This is a genomic window from Tenacibaculum profundicola, assembly GCF_057220795.1.
In genome coordinates this window covers 4,408,884-4,429,946 of the sequence record NZ_CM170137.1, presented here as the reverse complement: position 1 = coordinate 4,429,946, position 21,063 = coordinate 4,408,884, and the positions used below count along the sequence as shown (strand labels likewise).

The 21,063-nt window shown below is 32.6% G+C and carries 19 protein-coding genes and 1 pseudogene; 5 read left to right on the top strand and 15 right to left on the bottom strand.

Annotated features, from left to right (window positions below):
• Positions 1-440: 440 nt before the first annotated feature.
• From AC2TDS_RS18150 to AC2TDS_RS18125, 6 genes are all read right to left on the bottom strand, one after another.
• Positions 441-845, bottom strand: a complete 405-nt coding sequence (locus AC2TDS_RS18150; protein WP_484736988.1) for a hypothetical protein — start codon at positions 843-845, stop codon at positions 441-443.
• Between the two features lie 112 nt (positions 846-957).
• The gene (locus AC2TDS_RS18145; protein ID WP_484736987.1) at positions 958-1,737 is read right to left on the bottom strand and encodes a (Fe-S)-binding protein; all 780 of its coding nucleotides are present in this window, start codon (positions 1,735-1,737) and stop codon (positions 958-960) included.
• A gap of 62 nt (positions 1,738-1,799) precedes the next feature.
• On the bottom strand, positions 1,800-3,116 hold the full coding sequence (locus AC2TDS_RS18140; protein WP_484736986.1) for a 4Fe-4S dicluster domain-containing protein: 1,317 nt from the start codon (positions 3,114-3,116) through the stop codon (positions 1,800-1,802).
• 16 nt (positions 3,117-3,132) lie between these two features.
• Positions 3,133-3,735, bottom strand: a complete 603-nt coding sequence (locus tag AC2TDS_RS18135) for a carboxymuconolactone decarboxylase family protein (RefSeq protein WP_484736985.1) — start codon at positions 3,733-3,735, stop codon at positions 3,133-3,135.
• Positions 3,736-3,742: 7 nt separating this feature from the next.
• A complete protein-coding gene (locus tag AC2TDS_RS18130) occupies positions 3,743-4,690 on the bottom strand; it encodes an MlaD family protein (RefSeq protein WP_484736984.1) in 948 nt (315 codons plus the stop codon).
• Positions 4,691-4,759: 69 nt separating this feature from the next.
• Positions 4,760-5,983 (bottom strand): N-acetylmuramoyl-L-alanine amidase family protein, encoded by a 1,224-nt coding sequence (locus AC2TDS_RS18125; protein WP_484736983.1) that lies wholly within the window; start codon positions 5,981-5,983, stop codon positions 4,760-4,762.
• 118 nt (positions 5,984-6,101) lie between these two features.
• On the opposite strand from AC2TDS_RS18125, the gene AC2TDS_RS18120 reads away from it, so the two are divergent.
• Together AC2TDS_RS18120 and AC2TDS_RS18115 are read left to right on the top strand one after the other, a co-directional pair.
• Positions 6,102-8,771: a putative LPS assembly protein LptD gene (locus AC2TDS_RS18120; RefSeq protein ID WP_484736982.1), complete on the top strand. Its 2,670-nt coding sequence runs from the start codon at positions 6,102-6,104 to the stop codon at positions 8,769-8,771.
• Between the two features lie 22 nt (positions 8,772-8,793).
• Positions 8,794-9,174, top strand: a complete 381-nt coding sequence (locus AC2TDS_RS18115) for a Rid family detoxifying hydrolase (protein WP_484736981.1) — start codon at positions 8,794-8,796, stop codon at positions 9,172-9,174.
• Between the two features lie 45 nt (positions 9,175-9,219).
• On the opposite strand, the gene AC2TDS_RS18110 is transcribed toward AC2TDS_RS18115, so the two are convergent.
• From AC2TDS_RS18110 to AC2TDS_RS18090, 5 genes are all read right to left on the bottom strand, one after another.
• Positions 9,220-9,582, bottom strand: a complete 363-nt coding sequence (locus AC2TDS_RS18110) for a methylglyoxal synthase (protein ID WP_484736980.1) — start codon at positions 9,580-9,582, stop codon at positions 9,220-9,222.
• 63 nt (positions 9,583-9,645) lie between these two features.
• Positions 9,646-10,638, bottom strand: coding sequence for a type I glyceraldehyde-3-phosphate dehydrogenase (gap, locus tag AC2TDS_RS18105; RefSeq protein WP_484738976.1), 993 nt, complete (start codon positions 10,636-10,638; stop codon positions 9,646-9,648).
• Between the two features lie 147 nt (positions 10,639-10,785).
• Positions 10,786-11,781, bottom strand: a complete 996-nt coding sequence (gene gap / locus AC2TDS_RS18100; protein WP_484736979.1) for a type I glyceraldehyde-3-phosphate dehydrogenase — start codon at positions 11,779-11,781, stop codon at positions 10,786-10,788.
• Between the two features lie 14 nt (positions 11,782-11,795).
• A complete protein-coding gene (pfkA, locus tag AC2TDS_RS18095; RefSeq protein WP_484736978.1) occupies positions 11,796-12,782 on the bottom strand; it encodes a 6-phosphofructokinase in 987 nt (328 codons plus the stop codon).
• A 785-nt stretch (positions 12,783-13,567) separates the two neighbouring features.
• Positions 13,568-14,938, bottom strand: a complete 1,371-nt coding sequence (locus AC2TDS_RS18090; protein WP_484736977.1) for a tetratricopeptide repeat protein — start codon at positions 14,936-14,938, stop codon at positions 13,568-13,570.
• A 202-nt stretch (positions 14,939-15,140) separates the two neighbouring features.
• Between AC2TDS_RS18090 and AC2TDS_RS18085 the strand changes: the two genes are divergently transcribed.
• Both AC2TDS_RS18085 and AC2TDS_RS18080 read left to right on the top strand, forming a co-directional pair.
• Positions 15,141-15,482, top strand: coding sequence for a DUF2853 family protein (locus tag AC2TDS_RS18085; RefSeq protein WP_484736976.1), 342 nt, complete (start codon positions 15,141-15,143; stop codon positions 15,480-15,482).
• Between the two features lie 87 nt (positions 15,483-15,569).
• Complete coding sequence (locus AC2TDS_RS18080) at positions 15,570-16,997, top strand: L-serine ammonia-lyase (RefSeq protein WP_484736975.1); 1,428 nt, start codon at positions 15,570-15,572, stop codon at positions 16,995-16,997.
• A 79-nt stretch (positions 16,998-17,076) separates the two neighbouring features.
• Here the strand turns inward: AC2TDS_RS18080 and AC2TDS_RS18075 are convergent.
• Positions 17,077-17,772 (bottom strand): annotated as a pseudogene (locus tag AC2TDS_RS18075) (bacteriorhodopsin-like).
• Positions 17,773-18,140: 368 nt separating this feature from the next.
• On the opposite strand from AC2TDS_RS18075, the gene AC2TDS_RS18070 reads away from it, so the two are divergent.
• Complete coding sequence (locus AC2TDS_RS18070) at positions 18,141-18,707, top strand: Brp/Blh family beta-carotene 15,15'-dioxygenase (protein ID WP_484736974.1); 567 nt, start codon at positions 18,141-18,143, stop codon at positions 18,705-18,707.
• Between the two features lie 52 nt (positions 18,708-18,759).
• Here AC2TDS_RS18070 and AC2TDS_RS18065 read toward each other — a convergent pair whose 3' ends face one another.
• The 3 genes from AC2TDS_RS18065 to AC2TDS_RS18055 form a co-directional block, all read right to left on the bottom strand.
• Positions 18,760-19,323, bottom strand: coding sequence for a SanA/YdcF family protein (locus tag AC2TDS_RS18065; RefSeq protein WP_484736973.1), 564 nt, complete (start codon positions 19,321-19,323; stop codon positions 18,760-18,762).
• Between the two features lie 81 nt (positions 19,324-19,404).
• Positions 19,405-20,163, bottom strand: a complete 759-nt coding sequence (yaaA, locus tag AC2TDS_RS18060; RefSeq protein WP_484736972.1) for a peroxide stress protein YaaA — start codon at positions 20,161-20,163, stop codon at positions 19,405-19,407.
• Between the two features lie 108 nt (positions 20,164-20,271).
• On the bottom strand, positions 20,272-21,054 hold the full coding sequence (locus AC2TDS_RS18055) for an MBL fold metallo-hydrolase (RefSeq protein WP_484736971.1): 783 nt from the start codon (positions 21,052-21,054) through the stop codon (positions 20,272-20,274).
• Positions 21,055-21,063: the final 9 nt, after the last annotated feature.

Below are 21,063 nucleotides of genomic sequence, written 5' to 3'. Positions count from 1 at the left end.
TTTATCTCTATAAAATCTTACCCAAAACATTATCTCCTATTAAATCAAAGGGTTATGAGATGACTATTTACTGTATAGACGCAAAAAAGTAAGCTACCCCCCAATATTTGAAAAAAATAACTTCTAAACGTATCGTTGTGAAACATTTTATTAGTAATACCATTTACCATTTGAATTTACCGTAAAAGAAAATTCAAACAATAACTGGTATAAAATTGCTGCACGTAGTTTAGCTCCAAATAAGTTTGGAGCATTCTTTTAAATTTCATGCTAATGCATTTGAGATATGACAACATCTCTCTTGTTGAAAAGTTGGTTTTCTTGAAAAACCTTACCTCGTATGATTACGAGACCATAGCGATAGACAAATCATTGAAATACATATTCATGTATAATTTATACAATATGATTCGTTACTAAAAGTATTTAGTTTTTATGATTTATTTTATTAAATCATGACTCAATGAGATTTTCTTTTGTGGATTATCAATTGAGAAAATTTCTTTTTTTATTAAATTATCATCTCTATAAAATTCAACAATAATGGTATATTCTTCGAAAGGTTCTTCACTTAAATCTTTATATTCTAAAAATAAATTTGCGGTAAAATTAACCTGATCACGGTATTTTTTTTCGAAGGGCAACTCTGAAGCTTCAAAGGTATCATTACATTTAAAATTAGACAACTCAATAAAGTGAGTTATAATTTTACCCTTTCGATTATTTGCAGAACTATTAACCTTAAAAGCAACTTGTACATCCGATCCTAAATTTAATGGAAGCCCAGCATCTTCACATGAAAAAAGTAAGAGCGACAAGCATAGTAAAATAATGGTACCTTTCATAAAAAAGTTTTTTATAAAAATACAAATTGCTTTATCATAAAATGTAAAAATTATCCTAAAAAAACTCTATTCTACACTTTAATAAATTATTAATGAATCAGTAACAGGCCTTTTACAAATTATTTGCTTCAGCAATTAACTCCGCAATATCTTTTACTTCTATTTGGTCTTCTTTTTCTTTAAACTTTACACCATCAGTCATCATAGTATTGCAATAGGGACAACCAGTTGCTATAATTTGTGGTTTTGTTTCTAAAGCATCTTCGGTTCGTAACACATTAACATCTTTATCACCCTTTTCAGGTTCTTTAAACATTTGTGCTCCTCCTGCACCACAGCACAATGCTGTAGATTTATGACGCTTCATTTCAGTCATTTTCACTCCTAAACGACGTATTAAATCTCTTGGCGTTTCGTATACATCATTAGCTCTTCCTAAGTAGCAAGGGTCGTGGTAAGTTAATCTCTTATTTTTTAATTCTCCGTCGTCTATTGACAAACGTTCTTCCTGTATCAGCTTACTAATATACTGTGTATGATGATACACTTCATATTTCCCTCCAAGTCCTGGATATTCGTTTTTAAAGGTATTGAACGAATGAGGGTCACATGTTACTATTGTTTTAACCTCATATGCATTTAATATTTCGATATTGGTCATGGCCTGCATTTGAAACAAAAATTCATTTCCTGCTCTTTTAGCGGCATCACCTGTTGAACTTTCTTCAGTACCTAATACCGCAAAATCTACATTCGCTTTATGTAATATTTTCACAAACGCTTTTGTTATTTTTTTTGCTCTATCATCGTAACTTCCTGCTGCCCCTACCCAAAACAACACTTCTGGTTGTTTTCCTTGCGCCATCATATCTGCCATTGTTGGTACGTTCATAATTCTTTATTGTTTAATTTGTTGGTACGTTCTTTATTTCTCTAGTCTCTAAACTGTATTGATTATTCATCTTTCCAGTTTAGTCTATCCATTTGACTATATTGCCATGGAGCTCCATTGTTTTCAATATTCGTCATCATCATATTTAGTTCTTGAGGAGCCGCTGATTCTTCCATTACTAAATAGCGACGCATTTCCATTATAATTGACAACGGATCAATTCCAATAGGACATTCTTGCACACAAGCATTGCAGCTCGTACATGCCCACAATTCTTCTCTAGTAATATAATCATCTAGCAACTGTTTTCCGTCAGGTTTAAACTCACCTTCATTCGCATCAATATTATTTCCTATTTCCTCAACACGATCACGAGTTTTCATCATAATAGCCCTAGGAGATAATTCTTTTCCTGTAAGATTCGCAGGACAAGAAGAGGTACAACGACCGCACTCCGTGCAGGTATAGGCATTCATTAACTGTACCCAATTCAAATCGGTGGCATCAGAGGCACCAAACTTTTCTGGCTCGGCATCATCGTCTCCTTCCTCTGGCATTGCGTAAGGATCAGCATTAGGATCCATCATCATTTGCACTTCTTTAGTCACGGACGCTACATTTGTAAATTGCCCTTTTGGATTTAAATTTGCAAAAAAAGTATTTGGAAACGCCAATAGAATATGTAAATGTTTCGAATAATATAAGTAATTTAAAAAAATTAAAATTCCAACGATGTGTAACCACCAAGCAGTTTTCTCAATTACGTGAAGTTCTCCAAGTGAAAATCCATTAAACCATGGTGCAACAAACTGAGAGATTACATTTCCTGCTCCGGCTTGCTGAAAATTAATATCCGTAGCATTCATTACAAGAAACAACGACATTAAAACCATTTCAAAATATAAAATGATATTTCCATCATTTTTAGGCCACCCTTCCATTTCTTTATTCCAAAAACGTTTTACCTTTTCAATATTTCTACGAAACCAAAAAATAATTACAGCAACTAATACTAACATTGCCAATACCTCAAATGAGCCAATTAACAATCCATATAATCCATTACCTAGAACTGGTTGAAAAACTCTATGCGTTCCAAACAAACCATCTATAACGATTTCGAGCATTTCAATATTTATAAGAACAAATCCAATATAAACAACTATATGCAGCACTCCCGAAATTGGACGTCGAACCATTTTATATTGCCCTAGTGCAATTTTAGCCATATTTTTCCATCGTTCTGGTTTTCTATCAGTTCTATCAATTGCTTTACCCAATTTAATATTCCTAATAAGTTTTCGAACATTCATTACAAAATATCCTACACCTGCTATTAAAATAATTGCAAAAAAGATGTTTGGTACGTAATTTTCCATTATTATTTGTTAGTTTTTATTGATGATTCCAATTGTCGTTGTCAGAGCTATTAGGTGATAAACCTAATAAATCTCCGTCTGTAGAAACTCCAAGCCCTAAAACAGTTCTGTTAGCATAATTGAAATAACTAACTACTTGATTTATTTCAAGTATTTCACCGTCAGTGAACCCTGTTTCTCGCATTTTCTCAATAGTATTTTTTGTCAATTCTGTAGTGTTTAGAGTTAATATTCTCGCATATTCGAGCCCTTCAATGTAGTTCGAACTTAACGCCAACTCTAATCGATTCTCTTCTAAACTTTTTCTTATAAGCTCCGATTTTTCATCATCCTTTATAAGTTTTTTTAATCCCGAAAAATGATGTTCAACACAATAATTACATTTATTGAGTAAGCTAACGTACACACCTAAAGTTTCTAGGTACCATTTAGGGAGTGTATTATTACTGTGATGTAGCACATTTTTATATAAAGCCATGTGACCAACCATGGTATGCGGTCTTAACCCATGAACCAACATAATATTATCAACATTATTATTAGGTCCAGATACTTTTTGGTATAACTTCTTTAACCTTCCTTGCGCTTCATTAAAAGATATAATCTTAATCCAACTCATCTAGTGGTTACTTATTGTTTTTTTTATTTTCCTCGTTATAAGGCTTTGCTTTTTTTCCAAATAAGGAAAAATGAACAAAACGTTTTGGATTCAACTTCATTTCTCTAAGTAACTCTTCCAATTCTTTTGAAGCATTGGTTAAGTTGAGATACATTGCTTCATCAGTCATTAACTTCCCTAGAGTACCTTTTCCACTCTTCATATCTACTAACAAATCATTCACACTTTTCAAGGTAGCTTCAAGTTTTTTCGCAGTATCTCCTAGGTTAACTTTAGCTAAGTCTTCAGAAATTTTAGAAAAATTATCTGTCATTACTTTAGTATTCTCAACCGTCGCCTCAATGTTGCCTTTACTATCATCAAGTATTGATTTTACCGATGCAAGTGTTTTTCGAACATCATCTATTGTTCCTTCTAAGCCTAAGACACTTCTATTTAAACTTTCTCTAGATTTCTGATTCAAAATTTGATTAAATCCAGAAATTAAAGAGTCAACCCCAATAATAGTATGCTCCAATTTAGGACTCAATCTATCACTTATAGAAGAAATAAGGTCTGGTTCAACCTCTCCTTTTAAAAAATCTCCAGAAGAAGCCTCTTCTCCTTTATAGCTTGGTATAATGGATAAGTTTTTACCTCCCATTAAACTAGCTGGATATATTTTCGCAACACTTTCTTTAGAGAATTTAAAATCATTCTCTATCAACATCTTCACAATCAAGCGTCCTTTTCTCTTGGGATCAGAGTTAAAACTTATTTCATCGATTTTACCAACTTTTAAACCATTGATAGTAACAATACTAGCTTCATTCAAACCACTAATATTCTCGTACTCAACAAAAAAATACCTTGTATGAGTACTGAATAAATTTTGACCTTTTAGAAAATTATACCCCCATATGAATAATGTTATTATTAATACGGCAACGATTCCTGTTTTTAACTCCTTAGACATGCAAAAAAATATTGTTACAAGCGAAAATAGTAATAATTTTTGGTAGTTAGTGTCTAGAATAGGTCTAAATTACTTTGATTTTAGGGCCTCGTTTATCGATATTTTAACACCATTTCTGAAAGGCACCACGAATGCATCCTTATGACCTGCTTTTCTTACTTTCAACAACAGCCTTTTAACCTCTTTAAAATCATCTGTTTTCCCGAAAAAATACTTATGATAACCTTCTAAGGATAAATATTCAATGTTTTTTAATCCTTTAAAATTGAAATTTTCTTTTGAAAGTTTTCTTTTTGACGCCGCTATTTGCACTCTGAAAACAACGGAAGATGTTTTTTTGTTTTCTACCTTTACTATATCCGTTCCTTTAGCTTTAGCTTTGGCTTTAATTTTAACTACTTTTTGAATAGTTTTTTTCTTAACGACCGCACCTTTTTTGTCTGCCGGTTTTTCAGGTTGACTTTTATTTTCTTTTTGCACCGCTGCTATCGGCTCACCAACAGTATTCATCTTCAACTTGTTAATATACTTCTTGATAGCTTCAGCTATAGCTGAAGCCATTTTTATTTGCCCTCTTCTAGTATTTAAAAAGCGTCCTTCAGCAATATTAGTTAAAAAACCAAGCTCTACTAAAACACTTGGCATAATGGTTTCTCGCAACACTAAAAAATTATCTTGTTTCACTTTCCTATCAAATCTTTTCAATTCGGAGAAATTTGTTTGTATCAATCCTGCAATAAGCAAACTATTATCTAGATTTTCTTCTTGTAATAACGATAGACCAATAAGGGATTCAGGAGAATTTGGATCGTAGTCATAATTCTGCTCGTAGTTATCCTCGTATAAAATGGAGGCATTTTCTCTTTTCGCTATTTCTAAGTTCCCATTATTTCCCTTCAACCCTAAAACAAAAGTTCCTGCACCATGTGCCCGAGATTTAGTATAGGAGTCACAATGTATAGAAACAAACAAGTCTGCCTTTTTCTCATTTGCTATTTTAGCTCTGTTATGCAACTCTACAAAAACATCTCTTTTTCGCGTATAAACTACCTCTACATCTTTGGCTGTTAATAATTCTTTACCAACATCTAATGCCACATTGAGCGCTATCTTCTTTTCTTGATAACCATTTCCAAGGTTCCCTGGATCCTTCCCTCCATGTCCGGCATCAATAACGACAACATATTTTCTTTGAGCGTGAACTGTTGCTACACTGGACACTAAAGTGATTCCTATAAAAAACACAAAAGTTAGTGTTTTGAAATTATATTTGCTGAATTTTAAGATTTTCATCAATAAATTTTGAGTAATTTTGACTTTTAAAATTTGTTAACTCAAATAGTAAGCCATAAATTTAATTAACACAAAAATAGTACTTATAATATTGCGAACAAATCTAACCAACATACTTTTGACTTTAGGTCTCTTTTGTTTCCAGTTGAGCTATGCGCAAGATTTTGGCAAAAAAGAGATTCCAGAACAAAAGCTTAAAAGGAAAAAGCAATTGACTTTTTCAAAAGATAGTATTTCTAAAGTCAATATAGAGCGTCATTTAAACCAACTAAAAGACTCTATTGTTTCGGATTCCATCAAACCTAAAGAGGTCATTGATGGTATTATAACGCATGATGCCGAAGATTATACCGTTCAAGATGCCAAAAACAAAACATTAACTTTATATAACAACGCGAGTGTTACCTATACGGATATCGATTTAAAAGCCGGTATTATTATTTTGGATTATAAGAATAACACAGTCTATGCCAAAGGAATAAAAGATAGTTTAGGCTATCATCAAAGGCCTGTTTTTAAGCAGGGAGGACAAGAAAGCGAACAAGATTCTATTTTATTTAACTTCAAAACAAAAAAAGCACTTGTTTACGGTGTAAAGACTGTTCAAAGCGGTATCATTACTTATGGTGAAAAAACGAAACGTGTGAATGATTCCACCATATATATGCGTAAACTTCGTTTTACTACTTCTAAAAAAGACAATCCTGATTATTATATCGCTACTAATAAAGCCAAGCTTGTTCCTGGTAAAAAGATCATCGTAGGTACAAGCCACCTGGTTTTAGCTGATGTACCTACTCCATTGTTTTTACCATTTGCCTATTTTCCTTTAACCGATAAACGTTCTTCAGGATTTATTATTCCATCTTGGGGTGATAGTAATAGCAGAGGTTTCTTTCTACAAAATGGAGGGTATTATTTTGCTCTAAATGATTATATGGATTTAACAGCGCTTGGAGATATCTATACTAACGGAAGTTGGGGACTTCGTTTTGATTCTAACTACCGTTTCCGATATAAATCGAGTGGTTCATTCAATATTAGGTTTGAAAATATTATTGAAGGAATACGTGGATTGAGTAATTACAGTAAATCGTCTAATTTTAATATTCGATGGAGTCATAGTCAGGATGCAAAATCAAGTCCTAATTCTCGGTTTTCTGCCTCTGTAAACTTGGGAAGTAGTCAGTATTATAATCAATCTCTTAATGAGTTTAACAATTCACAGCGATTAACAAATACGCTTAGCTCTTCTGTTTCGTATTATAAAAATTTTGTTGGAACACCATTCAATATGAATGTTACGGCAACACATTCACAAAACACGAATAATAATTCGATCACCATGACACTTCCTTCTATTCAACTGAATATGGATAGGATATACCCTTTAGCTGGTAAAGGAGGCGTGAAAAAAAATCCTATTCAAAAAATGGGACTTAATTACAACATGAGTGGAGAATATAGAGTTAACACTACCGATGAAGATTTTTTTAAACCGAAAATGTTTGAAACTGCCAAATCTGGTATCCAGCATAATTTAAGTACCAGTACCAATTTAAAAGTGTTTAAATACTTTACACTGGCTCCGTCTGTTAATTATAAAGATGTTTGGTATTTTAAAAAAATCAATAAACGATATGACCCTTCAGCGGTTAATACGGATGGGAACTTTGGAACTGTTATTAATGATACTATCAATGGTTTTACCCGTTTTAATGAATATAACTTTGGAGCTTCATTATCTACTAATATTTACGGTACGTTCAATTTTAAAAAAGGACGGCTAAAAGCTATTAGACATACCATTAGACCATCTATTTCTTACGGTTATCGCCCTGACTTTTCAGAAAACTATAATTTGCAGGTACAACAAAGTGATGTTCCTAATGATTTCGTTACGTATTCGCCCTTTGAGGGAGGGATCTATGGTACTCCTGGTAGTGGTTTATCTAATTCTATCGGCATTTCTGTTAACAACGTTTTGGAAGCAAAAGTAGCCCCAAAAGATCCGGATAGCGATGAAGAAGATAAGAAAATAACACTGTTAAATAACTTAAACTTCAGTACCAGTTATAATATTGCAGCAGATAGCTTGCGTTGGAGTACTGTTAATGCCAGTGCGGGAACCCGACTTTTTAAAGATAAACTTGCTATTAATATGAATGCCTCTTTAGACCCTTATCAGATAAATAGTGAAGGGCAAAGAATTAATAAATTCAACGAAGATCTATTTAGACTAACCAATATTGGTGTTACTGCCAACTATTCTATTTCTAGTAGAGATTTTGAAAAAAAAGACGACAAAAAAGATCAAGAAAAAACAGGTAATGGAGCCCAAAATACTCCTGACGTATTTGGGCAAAACATGAACCCTACAAATAGTTTTGCTACCGGCGCCGTAGGTAACCAAGACCGCTCTAAAACAGAAGTTACCAAACTATATAATGCAAAAGTACCATGGTCTTTAAATTTAGTATATGCCATGAACTATGCAAATAATGGGCTAACAAGTGGTATAAACAATAACTCGTTAATGTTTAGTGGTAATATTGAATTATCACCTAAGTGGAAAGTAGGATTTTCTTCAGGTTATGACATAAAAAACAACGCATTTACCTACACACGTCTTAATTTTTCAAGAGATTTAGATAGTTGGCGTTTTAATTTTAACTGGACTCCTTTTGGAGTTAATTCAGCTTACTATTTCTTTATTGGAGTTAAGTCTTCTGTAATGAGTGACTTAAAATGGGATAAAAACAAGCCACCAGACAGGGTATTATTTTAGAATTACGAAAACATCACTATTTATGAAAAAAATCATCACAACGAGTAAAGCACCTCAACCTATAGGCCCTTATAATCAAGCAGTATTAAGTGGAGATACGTTATATACTTCAGGCCAAATAGCAATTAACCCCGCAACAGGAGCACTAGTATTGACATCTATTGAAGCTGAAACGAAACAAGTAATGGAAAACATGAAAGAAGTATTAACTGCGGCCGACATGACTTTTGAGAATGTTATTAAAACATCAATATTTATTTCAGACATGAATAACTTTTCGAAAATAAATGAAGTTTATGGTGAATATTTTAATGAAGATACCGCCCCTGCAAGAGAAACTGTAGAAGTGGCTAATCTTCCAAAATTTGTAAATGTAGAGATTAGCATGATCGCTATAAAATAGAATACTAAATAAGCTCCGTATTCATGAATACGGAGCTTATTTTATCTATATCGCTTTAATTAACAATTCTGCTGTCGATGGGTTTGTAGCTAAGGGTACATCATGAACATCACAAAGTCGTAATAACATTGATATATCAGGTTCATGAGGATGTTTTTCATGAGGATCTCTAAAAAACAATACCATACTACATTTACCCTCTGCTACTCTGCCTGCTATTTGAGCGTCACCTCCATATGGCCCTGATAAATATTTACCTACTTTAAACCCTGCTTCTTCGGCTTTCTTTCCCGTTGTACCCGTAGATATCAATTGGATGTTTTTTTGCTGTAAAATGGCTTTATGTTTATGTAAAAACTCTACCATTTTATCTTTTTTACCATCATGCGCTATAATCGCTATCTCCATAAATTTATATTTGGTTATACCATGTTTATTAAAAGTGACACACCATTTTTAAAATTATACGTTTTATAAGGACGCGGCATACTCAAGTAAATCAACAATTTTAGTTGCATAACCAAATTCATTGTCATACCAAGATATGACTTTAAAAAAGTTTTCATTGAGCTCTAAACTCGCATCAGCATCAACTACTGATGTTCTCGGTTCAGAAACAAAATCTTGAGAAACCACTTCATCTTCTGTATAACCAATAATCCCTTTATAATCTTCTTCTGATGCTTTTTTTAAGGTTGCCAATATTTCTTTTAAAGAAGTAGATTTTTCTGTTCTGAACGTTAAATCTATCAAAGAAACATCTGCTACCGGTACTCTCACTGCCATACCCGTTAATTTCCCTTCAAGCTCAGGGATTACTTTAGTTACAGCTTTTGCTGCTCCTGTACTAGTAGGTATTATATTATTCACTACCGTTCTTCCTCTACGCCACTTCTTATTAGGTCCGTCTACAACATTTTGCGTAGATGTTGCCGCATGCACTGTTGTCATTAAACCTTCTTTTAACCCAAAATGATCATGTATCACTTTCGTTAATGGTGCTAAACAGTTTGTAGTACAGGATGCATTTGAAAAAACAACTTCTTCTTTGGATAGTTTTTTATGATTTACACCCATTACATACATATTTGCATCTTTGGATGGAGCCGAAATAATAACTTTTTTAGCTCCTCCAATTAAATGTAGGGATGCTTTGTCTTTATCGGTAAAAAAACCTGTCGATTCTATTACATAATCAACACCTACTTCATCCCACTTAAGGTTTTTTGGATCTCTTTCAGCTGTAACACGAATTTCCTTTCCATTTACAATTAGATTACCATTTTCTACCTCAACAGTACCGTTAAACCGTCCATGAACAGAATCATATTTTAATAAATACGCCAAATAATCAACATCTAATAAATCATTTATTGCTAATACTTCAATAGTATCTCTCGATATTGCAGAACGGAATGCAATTCTTCCTATTCTTCCAAAACCGTTAATTCCAATTTTTATCATTCTTTCTTTATTTTTCTTGTTTTTCACAAAAAAAAACAAGCTTTTTATCCAACTATTTTTAGTAGTACAAATATAAAACTTATAAATGCAAAAAAACTGATAGTCTTTAAAATACTATCAGTTTTTAATGAAAGATAAAAAAACCCTCTATAATGCTGCTGAATACTCTACTAAATCAACCATTTTGCTTGAATATCCAATTTCATTGTCATACCAAGAGATCACTTTAACAAAATTATCTGAAAGAGCTATTCCAGCATTTGCGTCAAAAATAGAAGTACGTGTATCACCAATAAAATCTTGAGAAACGACCATTTCTTCTGTATAGCCTAAAACACCTTTCATTTCGTTTTCAGAGGCATTTAACATCGCCTTTTTAATGGTATCATAGCTTGCTTCCTTTTTCAATTTCACTGTTAAATCGACTACAGAAACATCCATAGTAGGCACCCTAAATGCCATTCCTGTTAACTTACCATCTAATTCAGGTATTACCTTCCCGACTGCCTTTGCTGCTCCTGTGGAAGAAGGAATAATATTATGCAACGACGCTCTACCTCCTCTCCAATCTTTTAATGATGGTCCATCTACAGTTCTTTGTGTTGACGTACTTGCATGTACTGTTGTCATTAAGCCTTCTTCAATTCCAAAATTATCATTTAATACTTTGGCTATTGGCGACAAACAATTAGTTGTACAAGAAGCGTTTGAAAAAACGATATCCGATTTTTTCAATTCTTTATTGTTTACCCCCATAACAAACATGGGAGCATCAGGTGAAGGTGCTGATATAACCACTTTTTTAGCCCCACCATTAATATGTAATTCGGCTTTCTCTTTGGATGTAAAAAAACCTGTACACTCTAATATATAATCAGCCTCAACTTCATCCCATTTTAGATCTTCAGGATTACGTTCAGCAGTTATTCTAATTTGATTACCATTCACTACTAATTTCCCATCAACAACTTCTACAGTTCCATCAAATGCCCCATGCACAGAATCATGTTTTAGCATATATGCTAAATAACTCACATCCAATAAGTCATTAATCGCTACTACTTGAACATTTGAGCGTTTTACTGCAGATCTTAATGCTAATCTACCAATTCTACCGAATCCATTAATCCCTATTTTAATCATAATTTAATTTTAATTTATGTAGTCATAATATCCGAAACCCTCAAGAGTTCCATATCTATGTTGTTTATTCCTTTAATTGCCTTTTGCAAATCTGTAGCTATGATCTGGTTATTTTGTAAGCCTACCATTAAATTGGTTTTTCCTTCAATTAATAATTCAACGGCTCTCACTCCCAATCTACTCGCTAATACTCTATCAAAACATGTAGGTGAACCTCCTCTTTGCATATGACCTAACACAGAAACTCTTACTTCGTATTCGAGTAAATTCTCTTCTACATAGTCCGCTAACTCATAAACATTTTTCCCTGATTTATCTCCTTCAGCAACAACAACAATACTTGATGATTTCCCTGATCTTTTACTCTTTTTTAACGATTCTAGCATTCTATCTAAGCCTAAATCTTCTTCTGGTATTAGAATTTCTTCTGCACCTGCCCCTACCCCTACATTTAAAGCAATAAATCCAGCATCTCTCCCCATGACCTCCACGAAGAATAATCTATTATGAGAGGATGCCGTATCACGTATTTTATCAATTGCATCCATCGCTGTATTTAAAGCTGTATCATATCCTATAGTATGTGATGTGCCATAAATATCATTATCTATCGTTCCAGGGATCCCTAACACAGGAAACCCAAACTCTTCATTAAAAACTACGCTTCCCGTAAAAGATCCATCACCTCCAATTACCACAAGGGCTTCAATGTTATTGTCTTTTAAGTTTTGATAAGCTTTTTGCCTTCCTTCCTTGGTCATAAACTCTTTTGATCTGGCCGACTTCAAAATGGTACCTCCTTTGTGTATTATATTATTTACACTACGGGCTGTCATTATTGTAAAATCTCCTTCAATCATACCTTGATATCCTCTATAGATACCTACGCATTCAATTTTATAATACGCGCATGTTCTAACTACCGATCGTATTGCTGCATTCATTCCAGGAGCGTCTCCTCCGGAAGTTATAACTGCTATTTTTTTTATATTTTCTATCATAATCTACGTGTCAAATCTACTTATTTTTTGTTTTGTTTTTTCTAAAAAAAACGAAATCGTTTTCGGTTATACTACTCTAAAACAACGCTTTTTACAAGCGTTTTACTTTGTAAAAACTTCATACCTGTTCTGCTCTTATTTATTTCTTAATACTACTCTTATTTATTGGTCACTCTCGAGTTTTTATTTTTGGGGCTAATCATTGAACTTTATATTCTTTTACACTCCTTTATATATTTATTTCATAAGCTTTATAACATCTACAATCAACCAACTAGTTCTTTTAAAACTCAAAAAACTCTCGTTAGAACAATATAAATGTTTCCTATGATGATAACCATTTATATTACATTATAACAATGATAATTATAACATAGTTCCTATAAAAATAGACGTTCCATATCATTTGATTCAATACTAAACATTGTTGATAGTTTAGGTAATTAAACCTTATATAAAAACTAATGTTTTTATATCAATTATATATACTATCTGTTTTTAAAATTGAAAGCTGTTACTATAAGAAAACCTACTATTTAATCGACTATGTCTTCTTCTAGGTTAACCGTAATATAAAGGTATATAATGCCATTTACAAATTAAAATTACCTTAATAAAACAGCCTTGTTTCTTTTAAAGTAATTTCAAATTATGATATAAAATACCCTGAAGAGAAAGACAAATCGACCTATTCTTATTAAAATTGATAAAAAAAACCTCTTTCATTTCTGAAAAAGGTTTTATGTTATCAATACCTAAGTATTCGCAACGTCTTTAGCTTAAAATCACTTAGCTACTTTTTTAAAATTATCTATGATCTCCTTTACTTTAGGTTCTCTAAACACTAATGGATATAATTCTTCTATTATAAAATGATACTCATAATCTATAGCCAACGCATCCCTAAGATGGGTCAAACCATGTTCTTCATTGTTAAGAATCATATACAATCCACACAAACGGTATTCTACTTCAGCAAAATCCTTGTATATTTTTTTTGCATCTTTTAAAATATCCAGCGCATCTTTGTAATCTCCTAAAAACAATAAGACATCTGCAATAGCAACGTATATTTCAATCTCTTTATCACCTAGATCAATACATTTGTAAAAAGCCTTTGCGGCCTCTTCAAAAAAATCTAATTTTAAGTTAATATCACCATACTTTCTCCAAAACAATGCATTTTCCTCATCTATTTGAAGTGCTTTCTTAATGTAATAAAGTGACTTTTCATAGTTTTTATTTGTATAGCATGCATTTGTTAGCAACATCCAAGCTCTATCTAAAAGCGGGTCTTCATGTACTGCTTTCTTATAAAAATGAATTGCTGTCGCTAAATTATCTAGATTTTGGTAGCATTCTCCAATTCTAACATACGCATAAGCAGTAGGGTCGTCTAATTCTAGTGTTATTAGATAATTATCTATCGCTTCTCGATAACGCTCTAATTGTTCAAGCGTCTTTGCCTTTTCAAGGTATCCGCCTATAAAAGCCTCATCTATAATAACTGCAAAATCAAATGACTGCAAGGCTTCTGCATACATTCCTATCTCAAAATACTGTCTTCCTAACTGATGCCAAGCAACCTCACTATATGGATTTTTATCTAAATAATTATTCAAAAACCTTATCGCATCCTTATTATTTTGCTCCATATCAAAGCAATAGACGATGTTGTATAGCGATGAATAATCTTCGTAATCTACCTCGATACATTTTGCAAAATTTAAACGAGCATTTTCAAAATCATCTAAATAGAGATATTCCATACCGATCATAGACCAAATATCTTCTGGTTCTTCCACAAACTCAATAGCCGATTTTAAAACAACGATCGCCTCTTTGTGTTTTTTCTTCTTTGATAAAATAGTTGCTTTTTGAATGAAAACCTCATCATTGTGTGGTTCTACAGCTTCAACTTCCGAAAGTAAAGCTATTGCTCTTTGCAATTCGTCTTCAAAAACCAACAACTCTACCTGCATTAGCTTTAATTGAATTGAAGTTGGGTGTTGCTCTAAACCTAACTTAACTGCTTTTTTTGCTAATGCGTGCTTCCCGATGTTTAAATAATGTTCTATAATGTACTCAAACTCTGTAGCATCAAAGAAATAAACACTGTTTGTCTTTAACATCGATTCAAATTTTGTTACAGGCATAGGCTTTGGATTTGAATTACACATAAATTTACAACAACAATCGTGCCCAGTAACATTAACAAATATTTGTTGTTAACAAAATAGTTAACAATTTTAGGCCCTTCATAATATAAATATACATTATTTGAATCCATAAATTATTTTTCTATATTTGAGAGAGTTAAAATATTTAATTAAAAAAATAATTTTTAAACAAAAAATCATGAGTAAATTTGACGAAAAAGTAGAATTATATAAAAAATTTATGGACGATAGAGATATCCGTTCAAACACTGATTTATTAAAGGCTGTGACTAAAGGGTTAGGTCCTTCTATCTATAAAAAAGATGCTGAAACTGTATCTGGAACAGATCCGAAGGAGTTAGAAACAGTAAAAAAGAATTTTTTAATTAAAAAATTAGGATTAACCGAGGGTTCTGAATTGGACGATGCAATTGAGGAGGTAATAGGACGAATTGGAAAATCTGAGAGGAATAAATACCGAGCTGTGGTTTACTATATGTTAACGAAGAAATTCAATAAAGAATCTGTATACGGAATGTAGTGCGTTTTCTTTATTAAAATTTATAGCCTGCATACACTATTTATGCAGGTTTTTTATATTTTAGCCATCAACAAACAACTAACAATTATGTCACAATTTATTAGTGTTTTTGATATGCTAAAAATTGGTGTAGGCCCATCAAGTTCTCATACATTGGGTCCATGGAGAGCTGCTCAACAATGGATTCAAAAACTAAAAACCAACAACCTGATTCAAGAAGTATCCTCTGTAAAAGTTGATCTTTATGGATCATTGTCATTAACTGGAAGAGGCCATGCAACCGATTTAGCCATATTACTTGGCTTAAGTGGCACAGATCCAGAATATATACCTATTGATCGTATAGATAGTGTTATCGCTCAAATTAAAGAAACCGAAACCTTAAATTTCAATGCTGAAAAAGTATTAAACTTTTCTATAGACCAAATAGTCTTTCATAAAAACTTCTTGCCTTTTCACGCAAATGGATTAACGTTTAAAGCTTTTTCAAAAGAAAAAGACGAAATTTCAAGCGAAACCTACTACTCAATTGGTGGTGGTTTTGTTATTCAAGAAGAATTTACCACATCCTCTTCTACAGAAATTAATAAAAATAATTTTCCTTTTCCCATAAATAGAGCGGCTGAACTGGAAAAATATTGTATCTCTCAAGAAAAAAACATTTCTGATATTGTGCTACAAAATGAGTTGGTTTTAAAAAGTGAAGCCGAGATTGACAAAGAGCTACTTCGTATTTGGAATACCATGTTGGAATGTATGTATATTGGTTGCCATACCGGAGGTATTTTACCTGGCGGTTTAAATGTTAAAAGGAGAGCCTTTAATACCCATAAAAAACTAATCAAACAATCGACTTATACCAACAAGCAAGAATGGCTTCATTGCATTAGGAATACGGAAGTAAAATTTAGAGAAATTTTAAAATGGGTAAGTTGTTTTGCTTTAGCGGTGAACGAGGTAAATGCATCATTAGGAAGGGTTGTTACGGCTCCTACCAATGGAAGCGCTGGTGTTATCCCATCAGTTCTTATGTACTACCTAGTTATAGAGAATCATGAAGCTGATTTCACACACATCAAGAAGTTTTTACTTGTCGCTGGTGAAATCGGAAGCATTTTTAAGAAAAATGCTACAATTTCTGCTGCAATGGGTGGCTGTCAAGCTGAAATCGGTGTTTCATCTGCCATGGCTGCAGGCGCCTTAACAGAACTTTTAGGAGGCACACCTTCTCAATGTTTAGTTGCTGCTGAAATTGCCATGGAACATCACCTTGGCTTAACTTGTGACCCTATTGGCGGACTTGTTCAAGTTCCATGTATTGAACGAAATACAATGGGTGCCATTAAAGCGATTAACGCCGCAGAACTAGCTTTAGAAACAGATCCAGAAAAATCTTTAGTTCCACTGGATAAAGTTATAGACACAATGTGGGAAACCGCTAAAGATATGAACAAAAATTATAAAGAGACCTCAGAGGGTGGTTTGGCCATTACGGTTGGATTAGCAGATTGCTAGCTACCAATGTAAATACTAAAAGTGTAAGTATCTTACAAGATACTTACACTTACTTTTTAATCCTGACTTTGGTTAACCGCTAATTATAAATAACAAGACCAAATCCTACATTGTTTATAGCATATCCGATATTATAAATAACATCCATACTTAATCCATTAAGCGCATCGTACCAACCTGGAGTACCTGCCATATATCCTAGAGGATAAATTGACCACCCAACAAGCACAAACCAACATAAGGTTTTGTGAGCAACTAAAATAGAACCTCCTGCTTTGACCACTAACTTTTTGGCTTTTCCAAACCAAATTTCATAGGCAATAATAAAATAAGCAATACCAGAAACTAGCCCCCAAATTTGGGCATTATTTCGATCAACAGCCTCTCCAACATAGCCTGTAATCAACATTTTAAAGAAAGAAATATAAGTTTCCACATTAGAGCCTTTTTAGCTCCTGCTACCTTTAAAATTAGATAGAACTCAACACACATTAACGGAACGGTTAAAATCCAATCAACATACCTAAAAAACGTAGGAGACTTTTGATGTGCCACCCAGTAATCACGCATGTACCAATAATGAACTGCCACAATGAAAGTTATTAATCCTGATACCAAAATAGAGACTCTCCATTTCTTATTAAAACCATTCATGGAAAAGAAAAAAACACACCGAAGCTGACATCATAGCCATACAACCAACAAAAAATGTAAAACCAACGTAATCATTCGTTGCCATTTTACTTACTGTAAGAAAATTTAAATTTAAAAACATAGATATAAGGTTTAGTTTTGTTTAATAAAAACACAAAACAACTAAACGACTATATTAAACACCTAAACAACAACACTCTATAATATTTATCAGTATGTTCATCTTCTGGTTTTTTTCAACAACCACAAGCACTACCAATTATCTTTTATCCTATTCTTTACCTTAACTTTAGGTATGATTCACGGAACAAATGATATTGAAATTCTCTTAAAAATAACCAAAAGACGTTTAAAACCGCAACAAATATTGGCTTCTCATTTATCATAGCGATAGCTAGTATGATCTTTTTTCTATCTCCCCAAACAGCTTTATTTTTATTCATTTCTTTTAGCGCTTACCATTTCTGAGAACAAAATTTTCATCATAAAATGAAACCCAACAACAAACAACGACATGGAATTTATATTTTTTATGGGCTCTTCCTCTTTTCAATGTTATTTTTAACTAACTTAGAAGAAACAAACCTTATTTTAGATGACCTCTTTCAAGTTCAACTTACCCTACTCACTTGCTTGACCTTAACAGCAACTTCCTTTATCTCGTTTATTTTTCGTCTCATAAAACATTGTATAACATGCAATAACTTCAGTATAATGTTCGAAGAATTATTTTACTTAGGAGTTCTGTATTTATTGTTTAACGTCTCTTCTTTAATCGTTGGTTTTAGTATCTATTTTATAGTTTGGCATAGTATCCCTTCTATTTTAGATCAATTAAATTTTCTTTATGGCAACACTTCTTCAATAAATTTTTACAAGTACCTAAGAAAGTCCGTCCTATTTTGGTTAATCGGGTTACTAATTATGATTCTTATTTATGTATATTTTCGAGATACCATATACATGCACAGCATAATTTTTGCTGTTCTTTTTATTATTTCCACCCCACATATATTTACAATTTCACTTATGAATACAGCAGATATGAAGACATAAATTTCTCTCTATTAGAAACTTACTGTTTTTTTTTTACTTTTCACAGTATTCACTATACAACTTTTATCTTTTTGCCTAAAAATTTAGGCTCTGTCCCAATGAATAAATCTATAAATAATTTAACTCTCGCTAAATACTCCCTTAATTCAACTTTTAAAGCATATTTACCCGTAATACCTTTAGCATTAAAACCAACAGCTTCTATTTTAAAATGTTCTGCTAAATAAATAGCTCTTTCATTATGAAACTCTTGAGATATGACGGTTATAGAGTTTTGACCGAATATTTCTTTGACTCTTACAATGGAATCCAATGTTCTGAACCCAGCATAATCTAAAAAAATATGTTTTTCTGGAATACCTTTCGCTATCAAATCATTTTTAAAATCAGTAGGTTCATCATACCCTCTAGAACCATTATCTCCACTCACTATTATATAGCGTATTTTACCTATTTTATACAACCTAACGGCCGCATCGATTCTATACGTATAATATAAGTTTATTCGCCCATTTGACAAGTATTTGGAAGTACCTAAAACCAGCCCTACCTTATTTGCTTTTATTGTATTTGGATTCGAAAATGTTTTATCAGTAGCATTCTTGTTCACTAACATATTACAAGCAACTATGAACAAAAAGATCAGTAATAAAAAAAAAGCTAAATACTTAAAAAGAGTTCTTATTCTCCTTTTCATTTACCTAGTAAAAACTAATTCATTTGTAGATGACATTTCGTCCGAAAACCCGTAACCATCAACATTAAAAGATTTCAAATCGTCCATTGTTTCAATTTGGTTGTCAATGATGTATCGAACCATCAATCCTCTTGCTCTTTTTGCATAAGTCATCACGGTTTTATATTGACCATTTTTAAAGTCTTTAAAAACCGGCGTTATCATACTTACTTTTAGCGCCTTTTTCGGAACTGCCCTAAAATATTCTGAACTCGCTAAATTGACTAATAATTCGTTATCATCCAACTCACTATTCAATGACTCTGCCAATTTAGTACCCCAAAACTTATACAAATTTTCTGTTACCCCAACCTTTAGTTTGGTCCCCATTTCTAACCTATAGGGCTGAATTAAATCTAAAGGTTTTAACACCCCATATAAACCTGATAATATCCGTAGTTTGTCTTGTAGAACAACTATCTTATCTTCTGGCAACGAAGTAACATCCAACCCTCTAAAAACTTCGCCTGTAAAAGCATACACAGCTTGCTTTGCGTTTTCAGGACTAAAAGGCACCTCCCACAACTGATTTCTTTCATAATTTAAAACTGATAAATCTTCAGATATCTTCATAAGCTCAGCCAACTTATTTTTAGACATCGTCTTTAGTTTTTTATTAATTTTAACAGATTCTTCTATGAACCTTGGTTGCGTATGCATCTCTGTTGTCGCCTTATTTTCAAAATCTAATGACTTGGCTGGTGATATTATTATTTTCATTAATTTATGATTATTATATTTTGGTACTTAAAAGTATAAATCTTATCTAAATAAATAGACAAATTCTATTCATTTTATCCTATTTCCCTATCATCAAAATCTATATCACTACGAATAAAAACTCAATCCGTCATACGCTAAAAACACATTAGATGGCAACTCATTTTCTACCTCTGCATGAAACCCCAGCAGTTCACTAATATGGGTTAAATACGTCTTATTCGGCTTTATTTCATCAACAAAACTCAACGCTTCATCAATATTAAAATGGGTAGCATGTGGTTCTTTGCGTAATCCAGTGATTATCAACACATCTAAATTAGCAAGCTTTTGCTTTTCTTTCTCTGAAATGGTTTTGATATCAGTCATATAAGCCACATTTTCAAACCTATATCCTAAAATAGGAAGTTCCCCATGAAAAACTTCTATGGGAACTACTTCCAAGCCATCAAGTGTAATCGTATTATTTTCAGAAATTATATTTGGTTCTACATTAGGCGCACTCGGATACTTATTAATGGTTTCAAAAACATATTCATATCTTTTCTCTAATGCTCTTAGTACCCGCTGAGTTAAATAAATGGGTACTTTCCCCATTTGAAAGCTATAAGGTCTTATATCATCAAAACCAGCAATATGATCAGAATGTTCATGCGTGAACAATATACCATTAATCGACTCAACATTTTCTCTTATCATTTGTTGACGAAAATCAGGTCCGCAATCAATAACATAATTCACATTTCCCCAAGAAATCATAATGGAAGATCTCAACCTCTTATCTTTTAAATCATTTGAAAAGGACACCGGATGCTTACTCCCAATCATTGGTACTCCTGTAGATGTACCAGTGCCAAGGAAGGTTATTTTTAGTTGATTTTTTTTTCTCATGCTTATCAC

Coding starts and splice junctions, on each gene's coding strand:
- AC2TDS_RS18150 (WP_484736988.1), bottom strand. CDS start 845: ATGAAAGGTACCATTATTTTACTATGCTTGTCGCTCTTACTTTTTTCA.
- AC2TDS_RS18145 (WP_484736987.1), bottom strand. CDS start 1,737: ATGAACGTACCAACAATGGCAGATATGATGGCGCAAGGAAAACAACCA.
- AC2TDS_RS18140 (WP_484736986.1), bottom strand. CDS start 3,116: ATGGAAAATTACGTACCAAACATCTTTTTTGCAATTATTTTAATAGCA.
- AC2TDS_RS18135 (WP_484736985.1), bottom strand. CDS start 3,735: ATGAGTTGGATTAAGATTATATCTTTTAATGAAGCGCAAGGAAGGTTA.
- AC2TDS_RS18130 (WP_484736984.1), bottom strand. CDS start 4,690: ATGTCTAAGGAGTTAAAAACAGGAATCGTTGCCGTATTAATAATAACA.
- AC2TDS_RS18125 (WP_484736983.1), bottom strand. CDS start 5,983: ATGAAAATCTTAAAATTCAGCAAATATAATTTCAAAACACTAACTTTT.
- AC2TDS_RS18115 (WP_484736981.1), top strand. CDS start 8,794: ATGAAAAAAATCATCACAACGAGTAAAGCACCTCAACCTATAGGCCCT.
- AC2TDS_RS18110 (WP_484736980.1), bottom strand. CDS start 9,582: ATGGAGATAGCGATTATAGCGCATGATGGTAAAAAAGATAAAATGGTA.
- gap (WP_484738976.1), bottom strand. CDS start 10,638: ATGATAAAAATTGGAATTAACGGTTTTGGAAGAATAGGAAGAATTGCA.
- gap (WP_484736979.1), bottom strand. CDS start 11,781: ATGATTAAAATAGGGATTAATGGATTCGGTAGAATTGGTAGATTAGCA.
- pfkA (WP_484736978.1), bottom strand. CDS start 12,782: ATGATAGAAAATATAAAAAAAATAGCAGTTATAACTTCCGGAGGAGAC.
- AC2TDS_RS18090 (WP_484736977.1), bottom strand. CDS start 14,938: ATGCCTGTAACAAAATTTGAATCGATGTTAAAGACAAACAGTGTTTAT.
- AC2TDS_RS18085 (WP_484736976.1), top strand. CDS start 15,141: ATGAGTAAATTTGACGAAAAAGTAGAATTATATAAAAAATTTATGGAC.
- AC2TDS_RS18080 (WP_484736975.1), top strand. CDS start 15,570: ATGTCACAATTTATTAGTGTTTTTGATATGCTAAAAATTGGTGTAGGC.
- AC2TDS_RS18070 (WP_484736974.1), top strand. CDS start 18,141: ATGAAACCCAACAACAAACAACGACATGGAATTTATATTTTTTATGGG.
- AC2TDS_RS18065 (WP_484736973.1), bottom strand. CDS start 19,323: ATGTTAGTGAACAAGAATGCTACTGATAAAACATTTTCGAATCCAAAT.
- yaaA (WP_484736972.1), bottom strand. CDS start 20,163: ATGAAAATAATAATATCACCAGCCAAGTCATTAGATTTTGAAAATAAG.
- AC2TDS_RS18055 (WP_484736971.1), bottom strand. CDS start 21,054: ATGAGAAAAAAAAATCAACTAAAAATAACCTTCCTTGGCACTGGTACA.